The organism is Pseudomonas sp. 22189, assembly GCF_052045635.1.
Classification (GTDB): Bacteria; Pseudomonadota; Gammaproteobacteria; order Pseudomonadales; family Pseudomonadaceae; genus Aquipseudomonas; species Aquipseudomonas parakoreensis.
Map to the genome: position 1 here is coordinate 1 of NZ_JBQEPG010000006.1, position 19,551 is coordinate 19,551.

Below are 19,551 nucleotides of genomic sequence, written 5' to 3' on the forward strand. Positions count from 1 at the left end.
GGGAGCGAGCCTGCTCGCGAAGAGGTCCCCCAGAGCAACAAAAATTCCGGAACCTGCAATGAAACAGAAACAAGCCCAATGGCCCTGGCACGTCCTGACCGTGCTGGTGCTGGTCGGCCTGGCGGGCGCGTTGTATTACGCCACGTCGCTGATGTCCTACGAATGGCGCTGGAACCGCGTGCCGCAGTACTTCGCCTATCAGGCCGAAGAGTCCCAGCGCGCCAGCGACATCTCCACCGTCACCGAACTGGTGCGCAAGGGCGGCAGCGCGCAGGTCACCCTGCGCAACGACGCCGGTGACGAGCAGCACCTGACCGTCGACGAAAACAGCCTGCAATTCGCTCAGGGCGACGATGTGGCCGAAGGTGACGTCGTAGGCGTGACCCGGCATTGGGCGGCAGGGCCGCTGCTGTGGGGCCTTTGGACCACGCTGTGGCTGTCGGTAGTGTCCGGCGTACTCGGTCTGCTGATCGGTCTGGTCACCGGGCTGTGCCGCTTGTCGAGCAACCCGACCCTGCGCGACCTGTCGAGCATCTACGTCGAACTGGTGCGCGGCACGCCGCTGCTGGTGCAGATCTTCATTTTCTACTTCTTCATAGGCACGGTGATGAACCTGTCCCGGGAGTTCGCCGGGATCGCCGCGTTGTCGCTGTTCACCGGTGCCTACGTGGCCGAGATCATCCGCTCCGGTGTGCAGTCGATTGCCCGTGGCCAGAACGAAGCGGCCCGCTCGCTGGGTCTGAGCGCCGGCCAGTCGATGCGCCATGTGGTGCTGCCGCAAGCGTTCAAACGCGTGCTGCCACCGCTGGCCGGACAGTTCATCAGCCTGGTCAAGGACACCTCGCTGGTGTCGGTGATCGCGATTACCGAGCTGCTGAAAAGCGGCCGTGAAGTTATCACCACCTCGTTCTCGCCGTTCGAAATCCTGTTCTGCGTTGCTGGCCTGTATCTGTTGATCAACCTGCCGCTGTCGAAAATCGCCAGCCGGCTTGAGCGGAGGCTCGCGCAAAGTGATTGAAGTCCGCGATCTGGTAAAAGTCTTCGACACCCGTGGTCAGGTAGTGCGGGCGGTGGATAACGTCACCACCACGGTGGCCAAGGGCGAAGTGCTGGTGGTGATCGGCCCGTCCGGCTCCGGCAAATCGACCTTCCTGCGCTGCCTCAATGGCCTGGAAGCGTTCGACTCGGGTTCGGTGAGCATCGACGGCCTGCAACTGGCCGACCCGAAAACCGACGTCAACGCCTACCGCCGCGAAGTCGGCATGGTCTTCCAGCACTTCAACCTGTTCCCGCACATGACCGTGCTGGAAAACCTCTGCCTGGCGCAGAAGGTCGTGCGCAAGCGCGGGCAGAAGGAAAGTGAGGCCAAGGCCTTGGCGTTGCTGGAGAAGGTCGGTATTGCGCAAAAAGCTCGCGAATACCCGTCACGTCTGTCCGGCGGTCAGCAGCAGCGCGTAGCGATTGCCCGGGCGCTGGCGATGGACCCGAAAGTGATGCTGTTCGACGAGCCGACATCGGCCCTCGACCCGGAAATGGTCGGTGAAGTGCTGGATGTGATGAAGAACCTGGCCGTGGAAGGCATGACCATGGTCTGCGTCACGCACGAAATGGGCTTCGCCCGGGAAGTGGCGGATCGGGTGCTGTTCTTCGATCACGGCAAATTGCTGGAAGATGCGTCCCCGGCGGAGTTCTTCGATGCGCCGAAGGATCCGCGCGCTCAGGCTTTCCTGCGTCAGGTCTTGTAACGGCGGCGTTCTCCCGGACGCCATCGCTGGCAAGCCAGCTCCCACAGTAAATGGGTTGAACACGAACTTTGTGAACGACTGGAAACCTGTGGGAGCTGGCTTGCCAGCGATAGCATCACCTCGGTCCACAGTGAACCGAGGTCGATGGATCACCTCAAACCTTGAACCGCCCCACCAGCATCTGCAGATGCGTCCCCAACCGCGCCAGCTCAACACTCGACGCCGCGGTCTCTTCACTCGCCGCCGACGTCTGATCCGACACATCCCGCACATTCAGCACGCTACGGTTGATTTCCTCGGCCACGGCACTCTGCTGCTCGGCTGCCGCTGCAATCTGCTGGTTCATCGCCTGAATCGCCGAGACGGTGCGGGTGATGCTTTCCAGCGAGCCACCGGCGCGGCGGGTCAGTTCGACGCTGCTGTCGGTCAGGCTGCGGCTGTTGTCCATGATTGTCGCCACTTGCTGGGTGCCGGTCTGCAGGCCGACGATCAGCTCTTCGATCTCTTCGGTGGACTTCTGTGTGCGCTGGGCGAGGCTGCGCACTTCATCGGCGACCACCGCAAAGCCACGCCCGGCTTCACCGGCACGCGCCGCCTCGATGGCGGCGTTGAGCGCCAGCAGGTTGGTTTGCTGGGCCACCGACTTGATCACGTCGAGCACGCTGCCGATCTTGTCGCTCTCGCGCTTGAGTTCGCCCATGGCCTCGGTGGAGTGGCCAACCTCGGCCGCGAGGCGCTCGATCTGCGCGATGGCTTCACCCACCACCTTGTCGCCTTCGCGGGCCTGCTGGTCAGCAGCGACGGCCGCTTCCGAAGCTTCCTCGGCGTTGCGCGCGACTTCCTGCACCGTGGCAGCCATTTCGTTCATGGCGGTGGCGACCTGGTCGGTTTCGACTTTCTGATTGTTGACCCCGGCGCTGGTCTGCTCGGTGACGGCAGACAATTCTTCGGCGGCACTGGCGATCTGCGTGACGCCGTCGCTGATGCCACCGATCAACTCGCGCAGGCCTTGGGTCATGCTCTGCATCGAACGTTGCAACTGGCCGAGTTCGTCGCGACGCTGCGACACCAGGTTGTGGGTCAAGTCACCGGCAGCCACACGTTCGGCGACTTTCAGGGTCTGGTTCAGTGGAATGATGATCTGCCGGGTGATCGCCCACGCAGCCAGCAAACCGAAGGCCACGGCCAGCAGGGTGGCGATGATCAGCATGTTCTTGGCGTGCGCGGCATCGGTATCGCGCACTACGGTTTGCGATTCGGTGAGTTTCTTGCTGACGTCGAGGAGGATGTCGCCCTGAGCCGTCATGGTTGCCCCGGCCTTGGCATTGCTCACCTGCGAGTCGCGGAACTGGGCGACCGCCGCGCGATAAGCCTTGATCGAGTCGGTGGCCTGTTGCAGGTTGGCGATGTGCTGTTCGGGCAGTTTCGCCGGCAGGCTGTCGAGGTTTTTCAGTGCATTGTCGATGGCGTCCAGCGCTGGCTGCTCCGCCTCGGCCTTGCCGCTGTAGGTGTAGCCGCGCACCTGATAGCGCGCTTGCTGCAACAGTTTGCTCAGTTCGATCACGCTGTTGAATTGCGCGACGCTGTCACCCTGCAGCATGGATTTCTCGACTTCCGAGACTTTGGCCACGGCATTGTCGGCACTGGCGCCAAGCTTGCTGCGCGCGTCCTCACGCTGCACGGTGGCCTGTGTCATGTCGGCGAAGGCGCGTTTGTACTCGGCGACAGCGGCCAGTTGCTGATCGACCATGGCCGCATCTGAGGGCTGCTCGATCAGGCCGCGCGCGGTTTGCAAGCCGCTGGCGAGTTTGGCCAGCAACTCGTTGACCGCGCCCGGGCCTTGTTCGCCACGACGCGCTTCATAGTCCAGACGCGCCAGGCGCAGGTCCTTGGTCAGTTCATTTAGGCTGGAGATGAAGCCGAGCTTGTCGCCACGGCTGATAATGCCGCTCATGCCGGTCCAGCCGGTAAAGGTGATCAACAGGGTGAGCAACAGCACCAGGCCGAAACCGATACCCAGCTTGCGTTTGACGCTGACGTTTCCAAGATTCTCGGCTAACCAACGGTACATGCGACGACTCCCCTCGGACCACTAATTGGACTTATGGGCACTGTATCGGCGGAGTGATGGCAATCTGTAACCCGAATTGAATGCCAACCCGGTTTCTGTAGGAGCTGACGAGTGCAACGAGGCTGCGATCTTTTGATCTTGCCGTTAAAAAACAAGATCAAAAGATCGCAGCCTGCGGCAGCTCCTACAGGGAGAGGTGTGTCAGAACAGGCGGGCGAGGAGGGCGGTGACGGCGGTTTCGACGCGCAGGATGCGCTCGCCCAGTTGCACCGGTTGCAGGCCAGACTTGGCAAGCAAGTCGATCTCGTAAGGAATCCAGCCACCTTCGGGGCCGATCGCCAGCGTTACCGGTTCGCTCAACGCGCGCGGGCACGGCGGAAAATTGCCGGGATGGCCGACCAGGCCGAGGGTGCCTTCGGTTATCGCAGGCAGTCGATCTTCGACGAACGGCTTGAAGCGTTTTTCGATGATGATGTCCGGCAGCACGGTATCGCGGGCCTGTTCGAGGCCGAGGATCAAATTCTCGCGAATCGCTTCCGGCTCCAGAAACGGCGTCTGCCAGAAACTCTTCTCGACGCGGTAGCTGTTGACCAGAATCACCTTCGACACGCCCATGGTCGCCACGGTCTGGAACACCCGACGCAACATCTTCGGCCGCGGCAGGGCCAGTACCAGCGTCAGCGGCAGCTTGGCCGGTGGCGGTTGAACGAGGCTGACGCGCAACTCGGCTTCGCCAGCCTCAAGGCGCAACAGTTCAGCCGAACCCATCAGCCCATTGATGCGCCCGACACGCAGGCTGTCGCCGACTTCGGATCGGTGGACCTCCTGCATATGCGTCAGACGCCGGTCACGCAGCACGACGCGGTCGGCCGCGATGAAGTCGGCCTCTTCGAGCAACAGCAGGTTCATGCCTGGGTCGCTGGCGGCTGGTCGTTGTGATCGTCAGCCGGCGTTTCGTCCGGGCGTTCGCGTTTGCTGACCAGGTTGCCAAACAGAATGCCGATTTCAAACAGCATCCACATCGGCACGGCCAGCAGGGTCTGCGAGAAGATGTCCGGCGGCGTGAGGATCATGCCGACCACGAAGCAGCCGATGATCACGTACGGACGGATCTTCTTCAGGTATTTGACGTCGACCACGCCGATCCACACCAGCAGCACCACGGCCACCGGGATTTCGAACGCGACGCCAAAGGCGAAGAACAGCGTCATCACGAAGTCGAGGTAGCTGGTGATGTCGGTCATCATTTCCACGCCGGCCGGGGTGGCCGCGGCGAAGAACTTGAAGATCAGCGGGAACACGAAGTAATAGGCGAACGCCATGCCGGTGTAGAACAGCAGGATGCTCGACACCAGCAGCGGCACGGCGACGCGCTTCTCATGCTTGTACAGGCCCGGCGCGATGAAACCCCAGATCTGGTGCAGGATCACCGGAATCGCGAGGAACAGCGAGACCATCATCGTCAGCTTCAGCGGCGTGAGGAACGGTGACGACACATCCGTGGCGATCATCGTCGCACCGGCCGGCAGGTACTGGCGCAGCGGCGTCGAGACGAAGGTGTAGATCTGCTGGGTGAAGGCGAACAACCCGGCGAAGATGATGAACACCGCCGCCACACAACGCAGCAGGCGGGTGCGCAACTCGGTGAGGTGCGATACCAGCGGCATGTGCTGGTCGTTTTCGGGGAGATCGCTCATGGGGCTCGCGGCGGCAAAGTGGTGTCGTGAGGCGCAGGTGTGATCGGCGCGGCGGTTGGAGATACGTGTTCAACCGAAGTTTCTGTAGCAGTCGACACGGGGGCTGGCGGCGCTACAGCGGCGGCAGGTGCAGGTATCGGAGCTGTTACGGCTGGCGCGGCTGGCGCATGAATCGTCTGCTCACCCACATGCTCAACCGGCGTCGGCTCCTGCTGAACCGGCGTGAAAATCTTCCGCGCCTCCTGCTCCAGCGACAGAATGTGCTCGTTGTGCAGTTGCCGACGGATCTCGTCGGCACCGATTTCACGTTCAACTTCCTGTTTGATCGCGTTGAAGCTGCGCTTCAGCCGCCCGACCCACAGGCCGGCGGTGCGCGCAGCGCCCGGCAGACGCTCGGGGCCCAGCACCAGCAGGGCAACGAGGCCGACGAGCAGCAGTTCAGAGAAGCTGATACCAAACATTTGTCAGTCTCACACGTCTTTGCGGATCGGCTCTTCGACTTTCTGCGCCTGCACGTCGATGGTGTGCGGCGGGTTGGCCTGAGCAGTGGCTTGCGGCTGCACCGGTGGTACCGGCTGCGCAGGCGTTACGGTCGGATCGGCGGCCGGTTTTTCGTCATCGTTCATGGCTTTACGGAAGCCCTTGATCGACTCGCCGACGTCGGTGCCGAGGTTTTTCAGTTTCTTGGTGCCGAACACCAGCACCACGACTACCAGAATGACGATCCAGTGTTTCCAGTCAAAAATGCCCATGTTGCTGTTCCTCTCTAAAAATTGTTCAGGCGGACGGACGCGAGGCTTTCTCGACGTGTCCGGACAGACCGAAGCGACGATCCAGTTCATCCAGCACGGCCTGCGGATGCTGCCCCAGTTGGGCGAGCATGACCATGCTGTGGAACCACAGGTCGGCAGTCTCGTAGATCACATCGCTGCAGTCACCGCTGATGGCGGCGTCCTTGGCGGCAATAATGGTTTCGACCGACTCTTCGCCGACTTTCTCCAGAATCTTGTTCAGGCCCTTGTGATACAGACTAGCTACATATGAGCTGTCGGCAGCGGCGCCCTTGCGCTCTTCAAGTACCTGAGCGAGGCGGGTCAGGGTGTCACTCATGTTTGTGTCCTGCGGAATAGATTGCGTGCGGGTCTTTCAAGACAGGGTCGACCGTTTTCCAGTCGCCGTTTTCGAAGACGCGGTAAAAGCAGCTTTGACGGCCGGTATGGCAAGCGATGTCGCCAATCTGTTCGACCATCAGGATGATCACGTCGGCGTCACAGTCCAGACGCATTTCATGCAGGGTCTGTACGTGGCCGGACTCTTCGCCCTTGCGCCACAGCTTGCCACGGGAACGTGACCAGTAGATTGCACGGTTTTCCGCAGCGGTCAGTTCCAGCGCTTCACGGTTCATCCAGGCCATCATCAGCACGCGTCCGGTCTTGTGATCCTGGGCAATCGCTGGCACCAGGCCATCGGCGTCCCACTTGATCTCGTCCAGCCAGTTTTTCATCTTCGACTCCGACAGCGAACCCGCACTTCAATAGTCGGGTTCAGGCGTTGAAACAGTGTGCCAGCCGATCAGCGAACTGGCTATCGGCGAACGACCAGATACAAGCCGACGGCCACCATGATGCCCGCCGGCCAATGCCCCAGTTCGTGCAGCGGGCCGCCGGCGGCGAGGATGGTACCGCCCGCCAGGTGCGCACTGCCGAGCAGGCGCAGGAACCAGTCGTCCTTGCGTTTGTGCCACGGTGGCGGCGGGTCGTAGGCGTGCGGTTGGGACATGCGTTCGAGCAGATCACGGGCCATGTTGGCCAAGTGCGGCAGCTGTTCGAACTGGCTCTGCACGTTGCCGATCAAGGCTTTCGGGCTGACGCGCTCGCGCATCCAGCGTTCGAGAAACGGTTGTGCGGTGTTCCACAGATCCAGATCCGGGTACAACTGACGGCCGAGGCCCTCGATGTTCAGCAAGGTCTTTTGCAGCAGCACCAGCTGCGGCTGCACTTCCATGTTGAAGCGTCGCGCGGTCTGGAACAGGCGCATCAGCACCTGGCCAAATGAAATATCTTTTAACGGTTTTTCGAAGATCGGCTCGCACACGGTACGGATCGCCGCTTCGAATTCGTTGAGTTTGGTTTCCGCCGGCACCCAGCCCGAATCGATGTGCAATTGCGCGACGCGGCGGTAGTCGCGCTTGAAGAAGGCGAACAGGTTGCGCGCCAGGTAGTCCTGGTCTTCCGGGGTCAGGCTGCCGACGATGCCGCAGTCGATCGCGATGTACTGCGGGCTCCACGGGTTGACGGTGCTGACGAAGATGTTGCCCGGGTGCATGTCGGCGTGGAAGAAACTGTCGCGGAACACCTGGGTGAAGAAGATCTCCACGCCGCGCTCGGCGAGCATTTTCATGTCGGTGCGCTGGTCGGCGAGGGTCGCCAGATCCGTTACCTGAATCCCGTAGATGCGCTCCATCACCAGCACTTTCGGCCGGCACCAGTCCCAATAGACTTGCGGCACGTAAAGCAGCGGCGAGCCTTCGAAGTTGCGCTTGAGCTGGCTGGCATTCGCCGCCTCACGCAACAGGTCGAGTTCGTCGTAGATGGTTTTTTCGTAGTCCTGCACCACGTCCACCGGGTGCAGCAGGCGGGCGTCGGCGGAGATCTTTTCGGCGGCGCGGGCGAGGATGAACAGCCACGCCAGGTCTTGGGCAATCACCGGTTTCAGGCCTGGGCGGATCACCTTGACCACCACTTCTTCGCCGGTCTTCAGTTGCGCAGCGTGCACCTGCGCCACCGAGGCCGAGGCCAGCGGCTCGACGTCAAAGCGGCTGAACACTTCGCTGATTTTCTTGCCCAGCTGTTCTTCGATCAGCTTGATCGACAGCTGCGAATCGAACGGCGGCACGCGGTCCTGCAGCAGCATCAGTTCATCGGCGATGTCTTCCGGCAGCAGGTCGCGGCGGGTCGAAAGAATCTGCCCGAACTTGATGAAGATCGGCCCCAGATCCTGCAGCGCCAGTCGCAGGCGCGCGCCACGGTTCAGCTCCAGCGGTTTGCGCGGGAACCAGCGCCACGGCAGCACGTAGCGCAGCGCCAGGAGAAACCAGGGCAACGGCAGCTCGAACAGCAGGTCATCGAGGCGGTAGCGGATCACGACGCGCTGGATGCGCAACAGACGGCGGACGGCAAGCAGCTTCATGCGTTATCGCTTGGGTCGAGGGATCGGGAAAGGCGCTCGAAACGCGCCTCGAGACGTTCCAGATCAAGTTTGATCCGGTCCAGCTCGCTGAACCGCGCTTCGGCTTCGCGCTGGCCGACGAGGGTGCGCGATTCTTCGGCGAGGTATTCGGCGAGGTTCTGGTTGAGGCTGGCAAATCCTTGTTGATACCAGCGCGCGCGGCTGCGCAGATGACCTCCGACCAATTGCGTGGCGACCGGGCCGAGCCAGCGCGAGAGTTCGTACTCCCAGTCCAGCTCGAGGTCCTGCAACACGCCGGCCAGTTCCAGCAACACACCGCTGTCACCGTCGAGCTCGACTTCCGGGGCGTGCAGCACCGCGGTCTTGTCTTTGCTCACGGCCAGTTTCACCAGGCTGGAAGCGGGTGCGCGCAGGGTGCAATCGACGCCGGTTTCCCAGTGCGAAGCGAGCATCAGGCCCTCATCGCTGGGCAGGATGAACAGTTGCAGCGCCGGGCTGCGGCAATCCACGGCAATCACTTTGCCGGTCAGATGCGCCAGCCGCGGCAGCGCCGTGCTGTCGAGACGCAGCACCCGGTTGAGGCCGAGTTCGACGCTGGCGAGCAGCCCGGTGAGCAACATCAGGGCTTGATGCCGCGGTGCAGGGCGACGATGCCTGCAGTCATGTTGTGATAGGTCACGCGGTCGAAACCGGCGTCGACCATCATCGACTTCAGGGTTTCCTGATTCGGGTGCATGCGGATCGATTCGGCCAGGTAGCGATAGCTTTCCGAGTCGTTGGTGATCAGCTTGCCCATCAGTGGCATGAAGGCGAACGAGTAGGCGTCGTAGGCTTTCGACATCAGCGCGTTGGTCGGCTTGGAGAACTCCAGCACCAGCAGGCGGCCACCGGGCTTGAGCACGCGCAGCATCGAACGCAGGGCGTCTTCTTTGTGCGTCACGTTGCGCAGGCCGAAGGCGATGGTCACGCAGTCGAAGTGGTTGTCCGGGAATGGCAGCTTTTCCGCATCGGCCTGGACGAATTCGACGTTGCCCGACACACCCAGATCCAGCAGGCGGTCACGACCGACCTTGAGCATGGATTCGTTGATGTCGGCCAATACCACCTGACCGGTCGGGCCAACCAGGTGCGAGAATTTCTTGGTCAGGTCACCGGTGCCGCCGGCGATATCGAGCACGCGGTTGCCTGCACGCACACCGGACAGTTCGATCGCGAAACGCTTCCACAGACGGTGCATGCCGCCCGACAGAAGGTCGTTCATCAGGTCGTATTTCGCGGCTACCGAGTGGAAAACCTCAGCGACTTTTTCCGCTTTCTGGCTTTCCGGAACGTTTTTGAAGCCGAAGTGAGTGGTGGGTTCGGCATCGCTGCCTTTGCGCTGATCAGTCATATCGCTGTCACCAAAAGAGAATGCGCGACATTCTAATCCCCAAGCCATGCTTTGTCTTGGAATGGCTAAAGGTAAGATGGGCGACCTTCGGGACGATTTGCCGCAGACGCGGTCAAGATTTACCGACACCCATTCATCAAGCAGGAGTCATTCAATGGCCAAAATCAGTGTTGAGCGTGCCCACAGCCTGGGCAAGGAAGCCGCCCGCGAGAAGGCCGACAAGCTGGCGCAGAAACTCTCCGATCAATATGGCCTGGAGCCGCAGTGGTCGGGCGACACCCTGAACCTCAAGCGCTCGGGCGTGAAAGGCGCAGTGCATGTGGCCGACGATTCGATCCGTGTCGACGTGGAACTGGGCATCATGATGTCGGCCATGAGCGGCATGATCAAAGCCGAGATCGAGAAGGCGCTGGATAAAGCGCTGGTCTGAACATCAAAAGATCGCAGCCTTCGGCAGCTCCTACAGGGGAATGTGTACCTCTGTAGGAGCTGCCGAAGGCTGCGATCTTTTCATTCAGGCACCCCTTATTTATGTCAGTTGTTAGGGTGCCGTTTCTAATTTTTCTCCCTACTTTGTGCCTGAGCCCGACACCTTTGCGGGCAGTTCCTCAAACCTTCTGCGCGTGAGGTGCACCATGGCCAAAGTCATTCTGAAGAAAAAAATCGACGCTTCGACTTCTGCTCTGAGCGACGTCAAATCCTATGCCCGCAAGATCTGGCTGGCAGGCCTGGGTGCCTACGCCAAGGTCGGCCAAGAGGGCAGCGACTACTTTCAGGAGTTGATCAAGGCTGGTCAAACTGTTGAAAAGAAAGGCAAAAAAGCCGTCACCGAAAAACTTGAAGCCGCCAACGCCGAGATCGATGAAGCCAAGGGTGAAGTCAGCTCGTTCAAAGGTCGTGTCGAAGTTCAGCTCGACAAGGTCGAGAAGGCGTTCGACTCCCGTGTGGCGAGCGCCTTGAATCGTATCGGCATTCCGTCTAAACATGACGTTGAGACACTCTCTGCTAAGCTCGATGAGCTGACGGCATTGCTCGAACGCGTCGCGCGTAAATCTTAAGGAGAACGGGATGGCTGGTAAAAAGAACACCGATAAAGAAGGCAGCTCGTGGATTGGGAAAGTCGAAGACTACTCCCGCAAAATCTGGCTGGCTGGTTTAGGCGTGTACTCGAAGATCGACACTGACGGCAGCAAGCTCTTCGAGTCACTGGTCAAAGACGGCGAGAAAGCCGAGAAGCTCACCAAGTCTGCAGTCGGCAAGAAAGTCGATGCCGCCAAGGACTCCGCTTCGTCGGCCAAGTCGCGCATCAGCGGCGTGAAAGATCGTGCACTGGGCAAGTGGGACGAGCTGGAAGGGGCTTTCGACAAGCGCCTGAACAGCGCGATTTCGCGCCTGGGTGTACCAAGCCGCAATGAAGTCAAAGCGCTGCACAGCAAGGTTGAAACCCTGACCAAGCAGATCGAGAAACTCACCGGTCTGAAGACCCAGCCGGTCGCGGCGAAAACTGCAGCGGCCAAACCGGCAGCCAAAACCGCCGCCAAGCCACTGGCCAAAGCGGCGGCGAAACCCGCTGCCAAAGCAGCGGCCAAGCCTGCAGCCAAAACCGCAGCAGCCAAACCTGCCGCTAAAACCGCCGCCGCCAAGCCGGCAGCAAAAGCTGCAGCCAAACCGGTAGCCGCCAAAGCCGCTGCGAAACCGGCGGCAAAACCAGCCGCCAAGCCAGCAGCGAAAACCGCAGCGGCAAAACCTGCTGCCAAGCCAGCCGCGAAACCGGCTGCGGCGAAAAAGCCGGCAGTGAAAAAACCGGCCGCGCCGAAAGCTGCCGCGCCAAAACCGGCCGCCCCGGCGGCTAAACCTGCTACCCCGGCAACCCCGGCCAGCGCGTCGAACTCCGCCGCTGCACCGACTCCGGTAGCGACCCCGACTGTTGCATCGACGCCGTCGACACCCACCAGTCAGTCCTGATTTTTCAGGGCAAAACAAAACGCCCGGCCTGTGAAGGTCGGGCGTTTTTGTTTGAAGATCAAAAGATCGCAGCCTGCGGCAGCTCCTACAGAATCGTTGCCAAACCGAAAAATGGGTGGCGAACATGACCAATGTAGGAGCTGCCGCAGGCTGCGATCTTTTGATTCTGGATCACTCGTGATCTTCAAGATACTGCAGGGCCATACGTTCGGTGGCGACTTTCACCGGCGGCAGCAGATGTGGCGCCACCAGCATCATGATCTGGTACACCACCAGCCTGACCTCACCTTCGCGATCGAGTATCCGTTGATAGTCCAGCGAGAACAGCAGGGTCATGGTGATCTGCTCCACCAGTTGCCCCAACGCCTGGGTATCACTGACCAACTGCCCTGCCGCCTTCAACTGCGCCAGCAATGACGCCAGGGTGCGCTTGAGCGCATTGAGCAGATGACGAATGCCTTTGGCCAGTTTCGGCAGCCGCCCGGCAAGGTTCGACAGGTCCTGGAACAGAAACCGGTATTGCGCCAGGCGCTCGACGATCAAGTGCAGAAACAGCCAGTAATCCTCCGGCGCCAGCTCGACGTCCGACGGTGGGTCGAGCAGTGGCGTCAGTTCATTCTGGAAACGCTCGAACAGGCCGAGAATCAGCGGCTCCTTGCCGTGGAAGTGGTAGTAGAGGTTGCCGGGGCTGATCCCCATTTCGTTGGCAACCTCCATGGTGGAGACATTGGGCTCACCCTTTTCGTTGAACAGTTGCAGGGCACATTCGAGAATCCGGTCGCGGGTTTTCATCCAGTCTTCTTAGAAAAGTTCGGTTAAGCGTCAGCGCACATGCACGTAGGTGCCGGGTGCTGCCTCCATCGGTGGATAGTTCGGGTTGCCGAGCGTGAACGTGGTTTCGCGCTGGGCGCCGGAGCGTTGCTGAATCCACTCCAGCCACTGTGGCCACCAGCTGCCGTCGACGCGTTTGGCGTCGTAGTACCAGGCGCGTGGATCGCTGCTGAGCTTGCCGTTCTCGACGTAGTTGGCTTTCGGGTTGCTCGGCGGGTTGAGGATGCTTTGCACGTGGCCACTGTTGGACAGCACGAAGCGCCGCTCCCCGCCAAGCAACAGGGTCGAGCGGTACACCGCGTCCCACGGCGTGATGTGGTCATTCATGCCGGCCACGCTGAAGCTGTCGACCGTCACTTTCTGCAGGTCGATCGGCGTGCCACAGACTTCCAGCCCGCCCGGATGGGTCAGCGGGTTGTGCTTGAAGAAGTCCAGCAGGTCGCCGTGAAATGCGGCGGGCAGGCGGGTGTTGTCGTTGTTCCAGTAAAGGATGTCGAACGCGGGCGGCTCTTTGCCCAACAGGTAATTGTTGACGAAGTAGCTCCAGATCAGATCGTTGGGGCGCATCCAGGCAAACACCTTGGCCATGTCGCGTCCGTCGAGCACGCCTTTCTGATAGGAGCGGCGCTTGGCGGCTTCGAGGGTTTGTTCATCGGCGAACAGCGTGGCCGGGGTTTCAATCTGACTGTCGAGCAGGCTGACCAGATAGGTCGCGCTGGAGACACGTCGCAGCTGCCGCTTGGCTTGCAAATGCCCCTGCAGGGCGGCAATGGTCAGGCCACCGGCGCAGGCGCCCATCAGGTTGACGTCGCGGGCGCCGGTGATCGCCCGGCAGATGTTCATCGCTTCTTCCACTGCTTCGACGTAGGTCGACAAGCCCCATTCGCGATGGCGCACGTCTGGATTGCGCCAACTGATCATGAACGTCTGCAGGCCATTTTTCAGCGCGTACTGGACGAAGCTGTTCTGCGGGCTGAGGTCGAAAATGTAGTACTTGTTGATTTGCGGCGGCACCACCAGCAGCGGCTTGGCGTATTGCTTTTCGCTCATCGACTTGTACTGGATCAGTTCAAGCATCTCGTTGCGAAACACCACGGCGCCAGAGGTGGTGGCGACGGTCTTGCCGACCTCGAATGCCTGTTTGGTGACCTGGCGCGGCAGGCCGTCGTTGTGCAGCAGGTCATCGAACAGATGACTCAGACCGCGCACCAGACTTTGCCCGCCGGAGTTGAACAGCTCCTTGACTGCCAGCGGGTTGAGCAGCGTATTCGACGGTGCCACCGCGTCGTTGAGCAAGGTGAAGGCGAAGTGCGCGCGGGCGCGATCGTCATCGCTCATGTTGCTTTCATCAATCCAGCTCTTGACCTGTTTTTGCCAGGCCAGATAGGCCTGCAGGCTGCGCCGGTAGAACGGATTGAGGCTCCATGCCGGATCAGCGAAGCGGCTGTCGTTCGGGTTGGTCGGGTGCAGGGTTTCACCGAGCAACACGCGACCGAGTTGGCCACCGAGTTTCAAGGCGTGCTTCGCGCTGTGAATCGGGTTGCGCAGACCGTGGGCGGCGACGCTGCGCAAGGTCGAGATCAGGTCCCGGCCGCGCAGGCCGGTGATCGCACTTTGTGCGTTGATGAACACGGCGGGGCTGGGCACAACGCCCGTCGCTGGTTTGTCGCGCATGACTCAACACTCCTTCGTCTTCAGGTCAAAAACAAACTCACCGAACCAGAACACCATAGTCGCTGTTACGGGTTGCTGCCCGCGCGGCGTCCTGCCGCGCACTTTGTTCAAAACCCTGCATAAAGCCTGCCGCAGTGATTCAGCCGCCCAGTGGGGTCGGATGCGGATGCATCACGGCGCGCTGGCGTTCCTCCTCAAGGAATTTCATGATGATCGGCGCCACGGCTTCGGCGCGGGTGATCAGGAACAGATGGCCGTCGTCGATGATGTGCAGCTGGGCGTTGGGAATCCGCCAGGCAAGCATGCGCATGTTGATCAGCGGGATCAGCGGATCGTCGTCGCCGGCCAGTACCAGCGTCGGCTGATGGATCTTGTGCAGCCAGTGAATGCTGGTCCAGCCCAGGCCGGCGAACAGCTGCCAGTAGTAGCCGAGCTTGCCCGCCGAACGCACCTTGGCGGCATGGCTGGCGGCCAGCGTCGGGTCGCGGCGGAACGAGCCGCCGTAGATCAGCGGGGCGATACGGATCACGTGCGATGGCTGAATGTAGCGCCGCGGACTGGCCATCATCCACAGCACTTTCGGTTTACCCGGCACCATCACCGCACCGGCGGCGGTCGCTGCCAGCACCAGTTTTTTGCAGCGCTCGGGGTAGTCGTGAGCAAACTGCTGCGCCAGCGCGCCGCCCCAGGACACGCCGATGACGTTGACCTGGCCGTAATCGAGGTAGTCGAGCATCCGCGCGGTCAGCTTCGCCAGCCCGGGAAAGCGATACGGCCGGTTGGGCGTCGACGAGCCGCCGACACCGGGCACGTCGAAGGCGATCACTTCCAGATCCGGGTCCAGCGCCGCGACAAATGGAAACACCAGCTCCAGGTTGGCGCCGATGCCGTTGAAAATCAGCAAGGGCGTCAAATGAGGCTTGCCGGGGCGTACCGCCGTGCGGAGGGTCTGACCATCCAGGTCGACGGTACGGAAAATGAACGGTTGCGGCATGCTTCAGGCCCTGTGGATTAATTCATCCCCGCTCCCCTGTAGGAGTGATTCTGTGGCGAGGGGATTTATCCCCGATCGGCTGCGAAGCAGTCGCAAAATCAATGGATGCGGTTTGTCAGTTGCACCGCGTCAGTTGGTTTTGGGGCCGCTGCGCGACCCATCGGGGATAAATCCCCTCACCACAAATTCACTCCACAGTTTGGGACGTCGGGTGGTGTCAGTTACCGCTCATGTACGTAAGTGCCCGGCGATGCTTCGCCTGCCGGATAAGCCTTGTTGCCCAGTTTCAGTGGCGCCTTCTTCAGATCGCCCGAGCGCTCGGCCTGCCATGCCTGCCAGTACAGCCACCAGGAATCGGTGTGCTTGGTCGAGTTCTCTTGCCAGTCATCGGCATTGGCGGCCATGCCTTCGCTGGTCATGTAACGCGATTTCGGGTTGCCCGGCGGGTTCAGGATGCTCTGGATATGCCCGCTGCTCGACAGCACGAACTCGACCTTGCCGCCAAACAGCTGCGCCGACTTGTAGCAGGACTTCCACGGGGTGATGTGGTCGTTGGTGCCGGCCAGCGAGAAAATGTCGGCAGTGACCTGCTTGAGGTCGATCGGCGTGCCGCACACTTCCAGTGCATTGGGCCGAATCAGTGGGTTGTTTTTGAACATCTCGATCAGGTCGCCGTGGAACGCGGCCGGCAACCGGGTGGTGTCGTTGTTCCAGAACAGGATGTCGAACACCGGCGGCTCGTTGCCGAGCAGGTAGTTGTTGACCCAGTAGTTCCAGATCAGGTCGTTGGGGCGCATCCACGCGAAGACCTTGGCCATGTCTTTGCCTTCGAGCACACCGGCCTGATAGGAGTGGCGCTTGGCGGTCTCCAGGGTCTGCTCGTCGACGAACAGGGCGACGTCGCTGTCCAGCGTGGTGTCGAGCACGCTGACCAGCAGCGTGAGGGCGTTGACCTTGTTCTCGCCGATCGTGGCGTAGTGGCCGAGCAGGGCGGTGCAGGTAATGCCGCCGGAGCAGGCGCCGAGCATGTTTACGTCTTTGCTGCCGGTGATGGCCGTGACCACGTCGACGGCTTCCTTGAGCGCATCGATGTAAGTCGAAAGGCCCCACTCGCGCTGGGCCTTGGTCGGGTTGCGCCAGCTGACGATGAAGGTCTGCACGTTATTGCGCAGGCAGAAGCGCGCCAGACTTTTGTCCGGGCTCAGGTCGAATACGTAGAACTTGTTGATCTGGGGTGGCACCACGAGCAGCGGGCGCTCGTGGACTTGCTCGGTGATCGGCTTGTACTGGATCAGCTCCAGCACGTCGTTGCGAAACACCACCGCGCCTTCGGTCACGCCCAGGCTCTTGCCGACCTCGAACGCGCCCATGTTGACCTGGCTCGGCATGCCGCCGTTGTGCACCAGATCCTTGGCCAGATGCGAGAGGCCATCGAGCAGGCTTTTGCCGCCGGTCTCGAAGAAGCGTTTGACCGCCGCCGGGTTGGCTGCGGTATTGGTCGGGGCCATGGCTTCGGTCATCAGGTTGATCACGAAGTGGCCGCGCGCGATGTCTTTGGGGGACAGGCTGCTGTCGTCGATCCAGGAATGGAGCTCCTTGCGCCACGCCAGGTAGGTTTGCAGATAACGTTTGTAGAGCGGGTTCTGACTCCACGCCGGATCAACGAAGCGACGGTCATCGCTGGCCGGTTGCAGTTCGGATTTGCCGAATAGCACGTTCTTCAGTTCGAGGCCGAAATGGGTGACGTGCTTGACGCTATGGATAGGTTGTTTGATGGCCTGGGTCAGCACCATTCGAGCAGAGGCCAGCAGATCCTTTCCGCGTAGCCCAACGACGGGATTAAGCCCCAGGGTGTTTTCCGAGGCTTGGTACTTCAGGTCATCGTTATTCTTGTTACTCATCTACGACGCTCCATTGTCCTGAGACGAGTACCCGGTTTCAGCTGTGCAGTTCCACAGCCAATGCCAGGTACTACTGCTCGGGTGACCGTTAATTCTGCATAGCTGCTTTACAGTTCATAGAGCACTGCAGGGAACTTGCCAGCTCCATTGGTTACCCGAGTTTAATTTTTTTCGCAAGCAGCCGATCCTCGACCGCCAGGCGCAGCATTCAAACAGATGAATTTAGAAAATGCCCTCTAAAGAGCAAGAGTCTCGGACTAGAGCATCAGCTTGACAATCGACTGGTCCGGATCGCGGGTTTTTCCGGCGGCTTTGAGCTCGGCCAGATAATCGGCCCAGAGTGCGTCATAACGTCGCCCCAGCTCGTAGAGGTAATCCCAGGTGAACAAGCCGCTGTCGTGACCGTCGTCGAAGGTCAGTTTCAGTGCGTAGTGACCGGCCGGTTCCAGGCCGCTGAGGCCGACATTGAGCTTGCCGAATTGCAGGATCGGTTTGCCGTGGCCCTGGACCTCGGCGGAAGGGGAGTGCACGCGCAGAAATTCCGCGGGCAGGGTGTACTCCTCGCCGGACGCGTACTTGAGCGTCAGGGTTTTCGAGGCTTTGTGCAGTTTGATGTCGGTGGGGATCGTGGTCATTGCAGGTCATCCGACTGTGATGAACCCCTGTAGGAGCTGCCGCAGGCTGCGATCTTTTGATTTTGCTTTTCAAGATCAAAAGATCGCAGCCTGCGGCAGCTCCTACAGGGAAGAGTGACCTACAGGATATAACGGGACAGGTCTTCGTTCTGCGCCAATTCGCCCAGATGGCTGTTGACGTACGCAGCGTCGATCAGGATCGGCTGGTCGTCATGCGCGCTGGCCAGGTCGCCGGCGCTGAACGATACCTCTTCCAGCAGACGCTCAAGCAGCGTGTGCAGGCGACGGGCACCGATGTTCTCGGTCTTCTCGTTGACCTGCCAGGCGATCTCCGCCAGACGCTTGATACCTTCGGGCTGGAACTGGATGTTCAGGCCTTCGGTTTTCAGCAGCGCACAGTATTGCTCGGTGAGCGAGGCGTGCGGTTCGCTGAGGATGCGTTCGAAGTCTTCCGGGCTCAGGGCCTTGAGTTCGACGCGGATCGGCAGACGACCCTGCAGCTCAGGCACCAGATCGCTCGGCTTGCTCAGGTGGAACGCACCGGAGGCGATGAACAGGATGTGGTCGGTCTTGACCATGCCCAGCTTGGTGTTGACGGTGCAGCCTTCGATCAGCGGCAGCAGGTCGCGCTGTACGCCTTCACGGGAGACATCGGCGCCGCCGACATTGCCGCGCTTGGCGACCTTGTCGATTTCGTCGATGAACACGATGCCGTGTTGCTCGACCGCTTCCAGCGCCTTGGCCTTCAGCTCTTCTTCGTTGACCAGACGCCCGGCCTCTTCGTCGCGCACCAGTTTCAGCGCTTCTTTGACCTTGAGCTTGCGGGCTTTCTTCTTGCCCTTGCCCATGTTGGCGAACAGGTTCTGCAACTGGCTGGTCATCTCTTCCATGCCAGGTGGCGTAGCGATTTCGATGCCGGCCACTTCGGCGACTTCGATCTCGATTTCCTTGTCGTCCAGCTGACCTTCACGCAGGCGCTTGCGGAACAGCTGACGGGTGTTGGAATCGCTGCTCGGGGTTTCTTCGTTACTGAAACCCATGCGTGCCGGTGGCAGCAGTGCGTCGAGGATACGATCCTCGGCAGCGTCTTCGGCACGGTGACGCACGCGGGTCATTTCCTGCTCGCGGAGCATCTTGATTGCGGCATCGGCCAGATCACGGATGATCGATTCGACGTCACGCCCAACATAGCCGACTTCGGTGAATTTGGTCGCTTCGACCTTGATGAACGGCGCGTTGGCCAGCTTCGCCAGACGACGGGCGATTTCGGTTTTACCGACACCGGTCGGACCGATCATCAGAATGTTTTTCGGGGTCACTTCAACGCGCAGCTCTTCAGGCAGCTGCATGCGGCGCCAGCGGTTGCGCAGGGCAATCGCGACGGCGCGCTTGGCATCGTCCTGGCCGATGATATGGCGGTTGAGTTCGTGGACGATTTCGCGGGGAGTCATGGACATAG

The 19,551-nt window shown here is 60.8% G+C and carries 21 protein-coding genes and 1 pseudogene; 5 read left to right on the forward strand and 17 right to left on the reverse strand.

The annotated features are described in order from the left end of the window. Nucleotides 1–58 precede the first annotated feature (58 nt). The gene (locus tag ACTJKS_RS07725; RefSeq protein WP_108181432.1) at nt 59–1,018 is read left to right on the forward strand and encodes an amino acid ABC transporter permease; all 960 of its coding nucleotides are present in this window, start codon (nt 59–61) and stop codon (nt 1,016–1,018) included. Further along, nucleotides 1,011–1,745, forward strand: coding sequence for an amino acid ABC transporter ATP-binding protein (locus tag ACTJKS_RS07730; protein ID WP_041071506.1), 735 nt, complete (start codon nt 1,011–1,013; stop codon nt 1,743–1,745). The genes ACTJKS_RS07725 and ACTJKS_RS07730 overlap by 8 nt, the downstream gene beginning before the upstream one ends. 154 nt (nt 1,746–1,899) lie before the next feature. Here ACTJKS_RS07730 and ACTJKS_RS07735 read toward each other — a convergent pair whose 3' ends face one another. The 11 genes and pseudogenes from ACTJKS_RS07735 to ubiE form a co-directional block, all read right to left on the reverse strand. Next, nucleotides 1,900–2,772, reverse strand: coding sequence for a methyl-accepting chemotaxis protein (locus tag ACTJKS_RS07735; RefSeq protein WP_371260422.1), 873 nt, complete (start codon nt 2,770–2,772; stop codon nt 1,900–1,902). Then, nucleotides 2,755–3,816: pseudogene (locus ACTJKS_RS07740) on the reverse strand (methyl-accepting chemotaxis protein); the annotation flags it as partial. The gene ACTJKS_RS07735 and the pseudogene ACTJKS_RS07740, both read right to left, overlap by 18 nt. 201 nt (nt 3,817–4,017) lie before the next feature. Further along, a complete protein-coding gene (locus ACTJKS_RS07745; RefSeq protein ID WP_262947726.1) occupies nt 4,018–4,725 on the reverse strand; it encodes a 16S rRNA (uracil(1498)-N(3))-methyltransferase in 708 nt (235 codons plus the stop codon). Then, the gene (gene tatC, locus ACTJKS_RS07750; protein WP_041071516.1) at nt 4,722–5,513 is read right to left on the reverse strand and encodes a twin-arginine translocase subunit TatC; all 792 of its coding nucleotides are present in this window, start codon (nt 5,511–5,513) and stop codon (nt 4,722–4,724) included. Before tatC ends, ACTJKS_RS07745 begins: the two co-directional genes overlap by 4 nt. Further along, nucleotides 5,510–5,974 (reverse strand): Sec-independent protein translocase protein TatB, encoded by a 465-nt coding sequence (tatB, locus tag ACTJKS_RS07755; RefSeq protein WP_108181435.1) that lies wholly within the window; start codon nt 5,972–5,974, stop codon nt 5,510–5,512. Before tatB ends, tatC begins: the two co-directional genes overlap by 4 nt. 9 nt (nt 5,975–5,983) lie before the next feature. Beyond that, on the reverse strand, nt 5,984–6,265 hold the full coding sequence (locus ACTJKS_RS07760; RefSeq protein ID WP_003220847.1) for a twin-arginine translocase TatA/TatE family subunit: 282 nt from the start codon (nt 6,263–6,265) through the stop codon (nt 5,984–5,986). 25 nt (nt 6,266–6,290) lie between these two features. Then, nucleotides 6,291–6,623 carry a phosphoribosyl-ATP diphosphatase gene (locus ACTJKS_RS07765; RefSeq protein ID WP_003220849.1) on the reverse strand — a complete coding sequence of 111 codons (333 nt, stop codon included), beginning with the start codon at nt 6,621–6,623 and terminating at the stop codon, nt 6,291–6,293. After that, nucleotides 6,616–7,017: a phosphoribosyl-AMP cyclohydrolase gene (hisI, locus tag ACTJKS_RS07770; RefSeq protein ID WP_007909357.1), complete on the reverse strand. Its 402-nt coding sequence runs from the start codon at nt 7,015–7,017 to the stop codon at nt 6,616–6,618. The genes ACTJKS_RS07765 and hisI overlap by 8 nt, the downstream gene beginning before the upstream one ends. A gap of 80 nt (nt 7,018–7,097) precedes the next feature. Continuing rightward, a complete protein-coding gene (ubiB, locus tag ACTJKS_RS07775; protein ID WP_108181436.1) occupies nt 7,098–8,702 on the reverse strand; it encodes a ubiquinone biosynthesis regulatory protein kinase UbiB in 1,605 nt (534 codons plus the stop codon). Continuing rightward, the gene (locus tag ACTJKS_RS07780) at nt 8,699–9,322 is read right to left on the reverse strand and encodes a ubiquinone biosynthesis accessory factor UbiJ (protein WP_086793910.1); all 624 of its coding nucleotides are present in this window, start codon (nt 9,320–9,322) and stop codon (nt 8,699–8,701) included. The genes ubiB and ACTJKS_RS07780 overlap by 4 nt, the downstream gene beginning before the upstream one ends. Then, nucleotides 9,322–10,092 (reverse strand): bifunctional demethylmenaquinone methyltransferase/2-methoxy-6-polyprenyl-1,4-benzoquinol methylase UbiE, encoded by a 771-nt coding sequence (gene ubiE / locus ACTJKS_RS07785; RefSeq protein WP_007961779.1) that lies wholly within the window; start codon nt 10,090–10,092, stop codon nt 9,322–9,324. Before ubiE ends, ACTJKS_RS07780 begins: the two co-directional genes overlap by 1 nt. 154 nt (nt 10,093–10,246) lie before the next feature. Between ubiE and ACTJKS_RS07790 the strand changes: the two genes are divergently transcribed. The 3 genes from ACTJKS_RS07790 (at nt 10,247) to ACTJKS_RS07800 (ending at nt 12,057) form a co-directional block, all read left to right on the forward strand. Then, nucleotides 10,247–10,522, forward strand: a complete 276-nt coding sequence (locus ACTJKS_RS07790) for a polyhydroxyalkanoic acid system family protein (protein WP_003220859.1) — start codon at nt 10,247–10,249, stop codon at nt 10,520–10,522. A gap of 205 nt (nt 10,523–10,727) precedes the next feature. Further along, complete coding sequence (locus ACTJKS_RS07795; RefSeq protein ID WP_041074948.1) at nt 10,728–11,150, forward strand: phasin family protein; 423 nt, start codon at nt 10,728–10,730, stop codon at nt 11,148–11,150. 10 nt (nt 11,151–11,160) lie between these two features. Continuing rightward, nucleotides 11,161–12,057 (forward strand): phasin family protein, encoded by an 897-nt coding sequence (locus ACTJKS_RS07800; RefSeq protein ID WP_198760257.1) that lies wholly within the window; start codon nt 11,161–11,163, stop codon nt 12,055–12,057. Between the two features lie 171 nt (nt 12,058–12,228). On the opposite strand, the gene ACTJKS_RS07805 is transcribed toward ACTJKS_RS07800, so the two are convergent. From ACTJKS_RS07805 to hslU, 6 genes are all read right to left on the reverse strand, one after another. After that, the gene (locus tag ACTJKS_RS07805) at nt 12,229–12,849 is read right to left on the reverse strand and encodes a TetR/AcrR family transcriptional regulator (RefSeq protein ID WP_262947727.1); all 621 of its coding nucleotides are present in this window, start codon (nt 12,847–12,849) and stop codon (nt 12,229–12,231) included. A 30-nt stretch (nt 12,850–12,879) separates the two neighbouring features. Then, complete coding sequence (gene phaC, locus ACTJKS_RS07810) at nt 12,880–14,562, reverse strand: class II poly(R)-hydroxyalkanoic acid synthase (protein WP_041074942.1); 1,683 nt, start codon at nt 14,560–14,562, stop codon at nt 12,880–12,882. A gap of 139 nt (nt 14,563–14,701) precedes the next feature. Then, nucleotides 14,702–15,556: a poly(3-hydroxyalkanoate) depolymerase gene (gene phaZ / locus ACTJKS_RS07815; RefSeq protein ID WP_041074940.1), complete on the reverse strand. Its 855-nt coding sequence runs from the start codon at nt 15,554–15,556 to the stop codon at nt 14,702–14,704. A gap of 221 nt (nt 15,557–15,777) precedes the next feature. Continuing rightward, on the reverse strand, nt 15,778–17,457 hold the full coding sequence (gene phaC, locus ACTJKS_RS07820) for a class II poly(R)-hydroxyalkanoic acid synthase (RefSeq protein WP_262947728.1): 1,680 nt from the start codon (nt 17,455–17,457) through the stop codon (nt 15,778–15,780). A 257-nt stretch (nt 17,458–17,714) separates the two neighbouring features. Next, nucleotides 17,715–18,092, reverse strand: coding sequence for a gamma-butyrobetaine hydroxylase-like domain-containing protein (locus tag ACTJKS_RS07825; protein ID WP_086793902.1), 378 nt, complete (start codon nt 18,090–18,092; stop codon nt 17,715–17,717). Between the two features lie 119 nt (nt 18,093–18,211). After that, nucleotides 18,212–19,549, reverse strand: a complete 1,338-nt coding sequence (gene hslU / locus ACTJKS_RS07830; protein WP_047290886.1) for an ATP-dependent protease ATPase subunit HslU — start codon at nt 19,547–19,549, stop codon at nt 18,212–18,214. Nucleotides 19,550–19,551 lie beyond the last annotated feature (2 nt).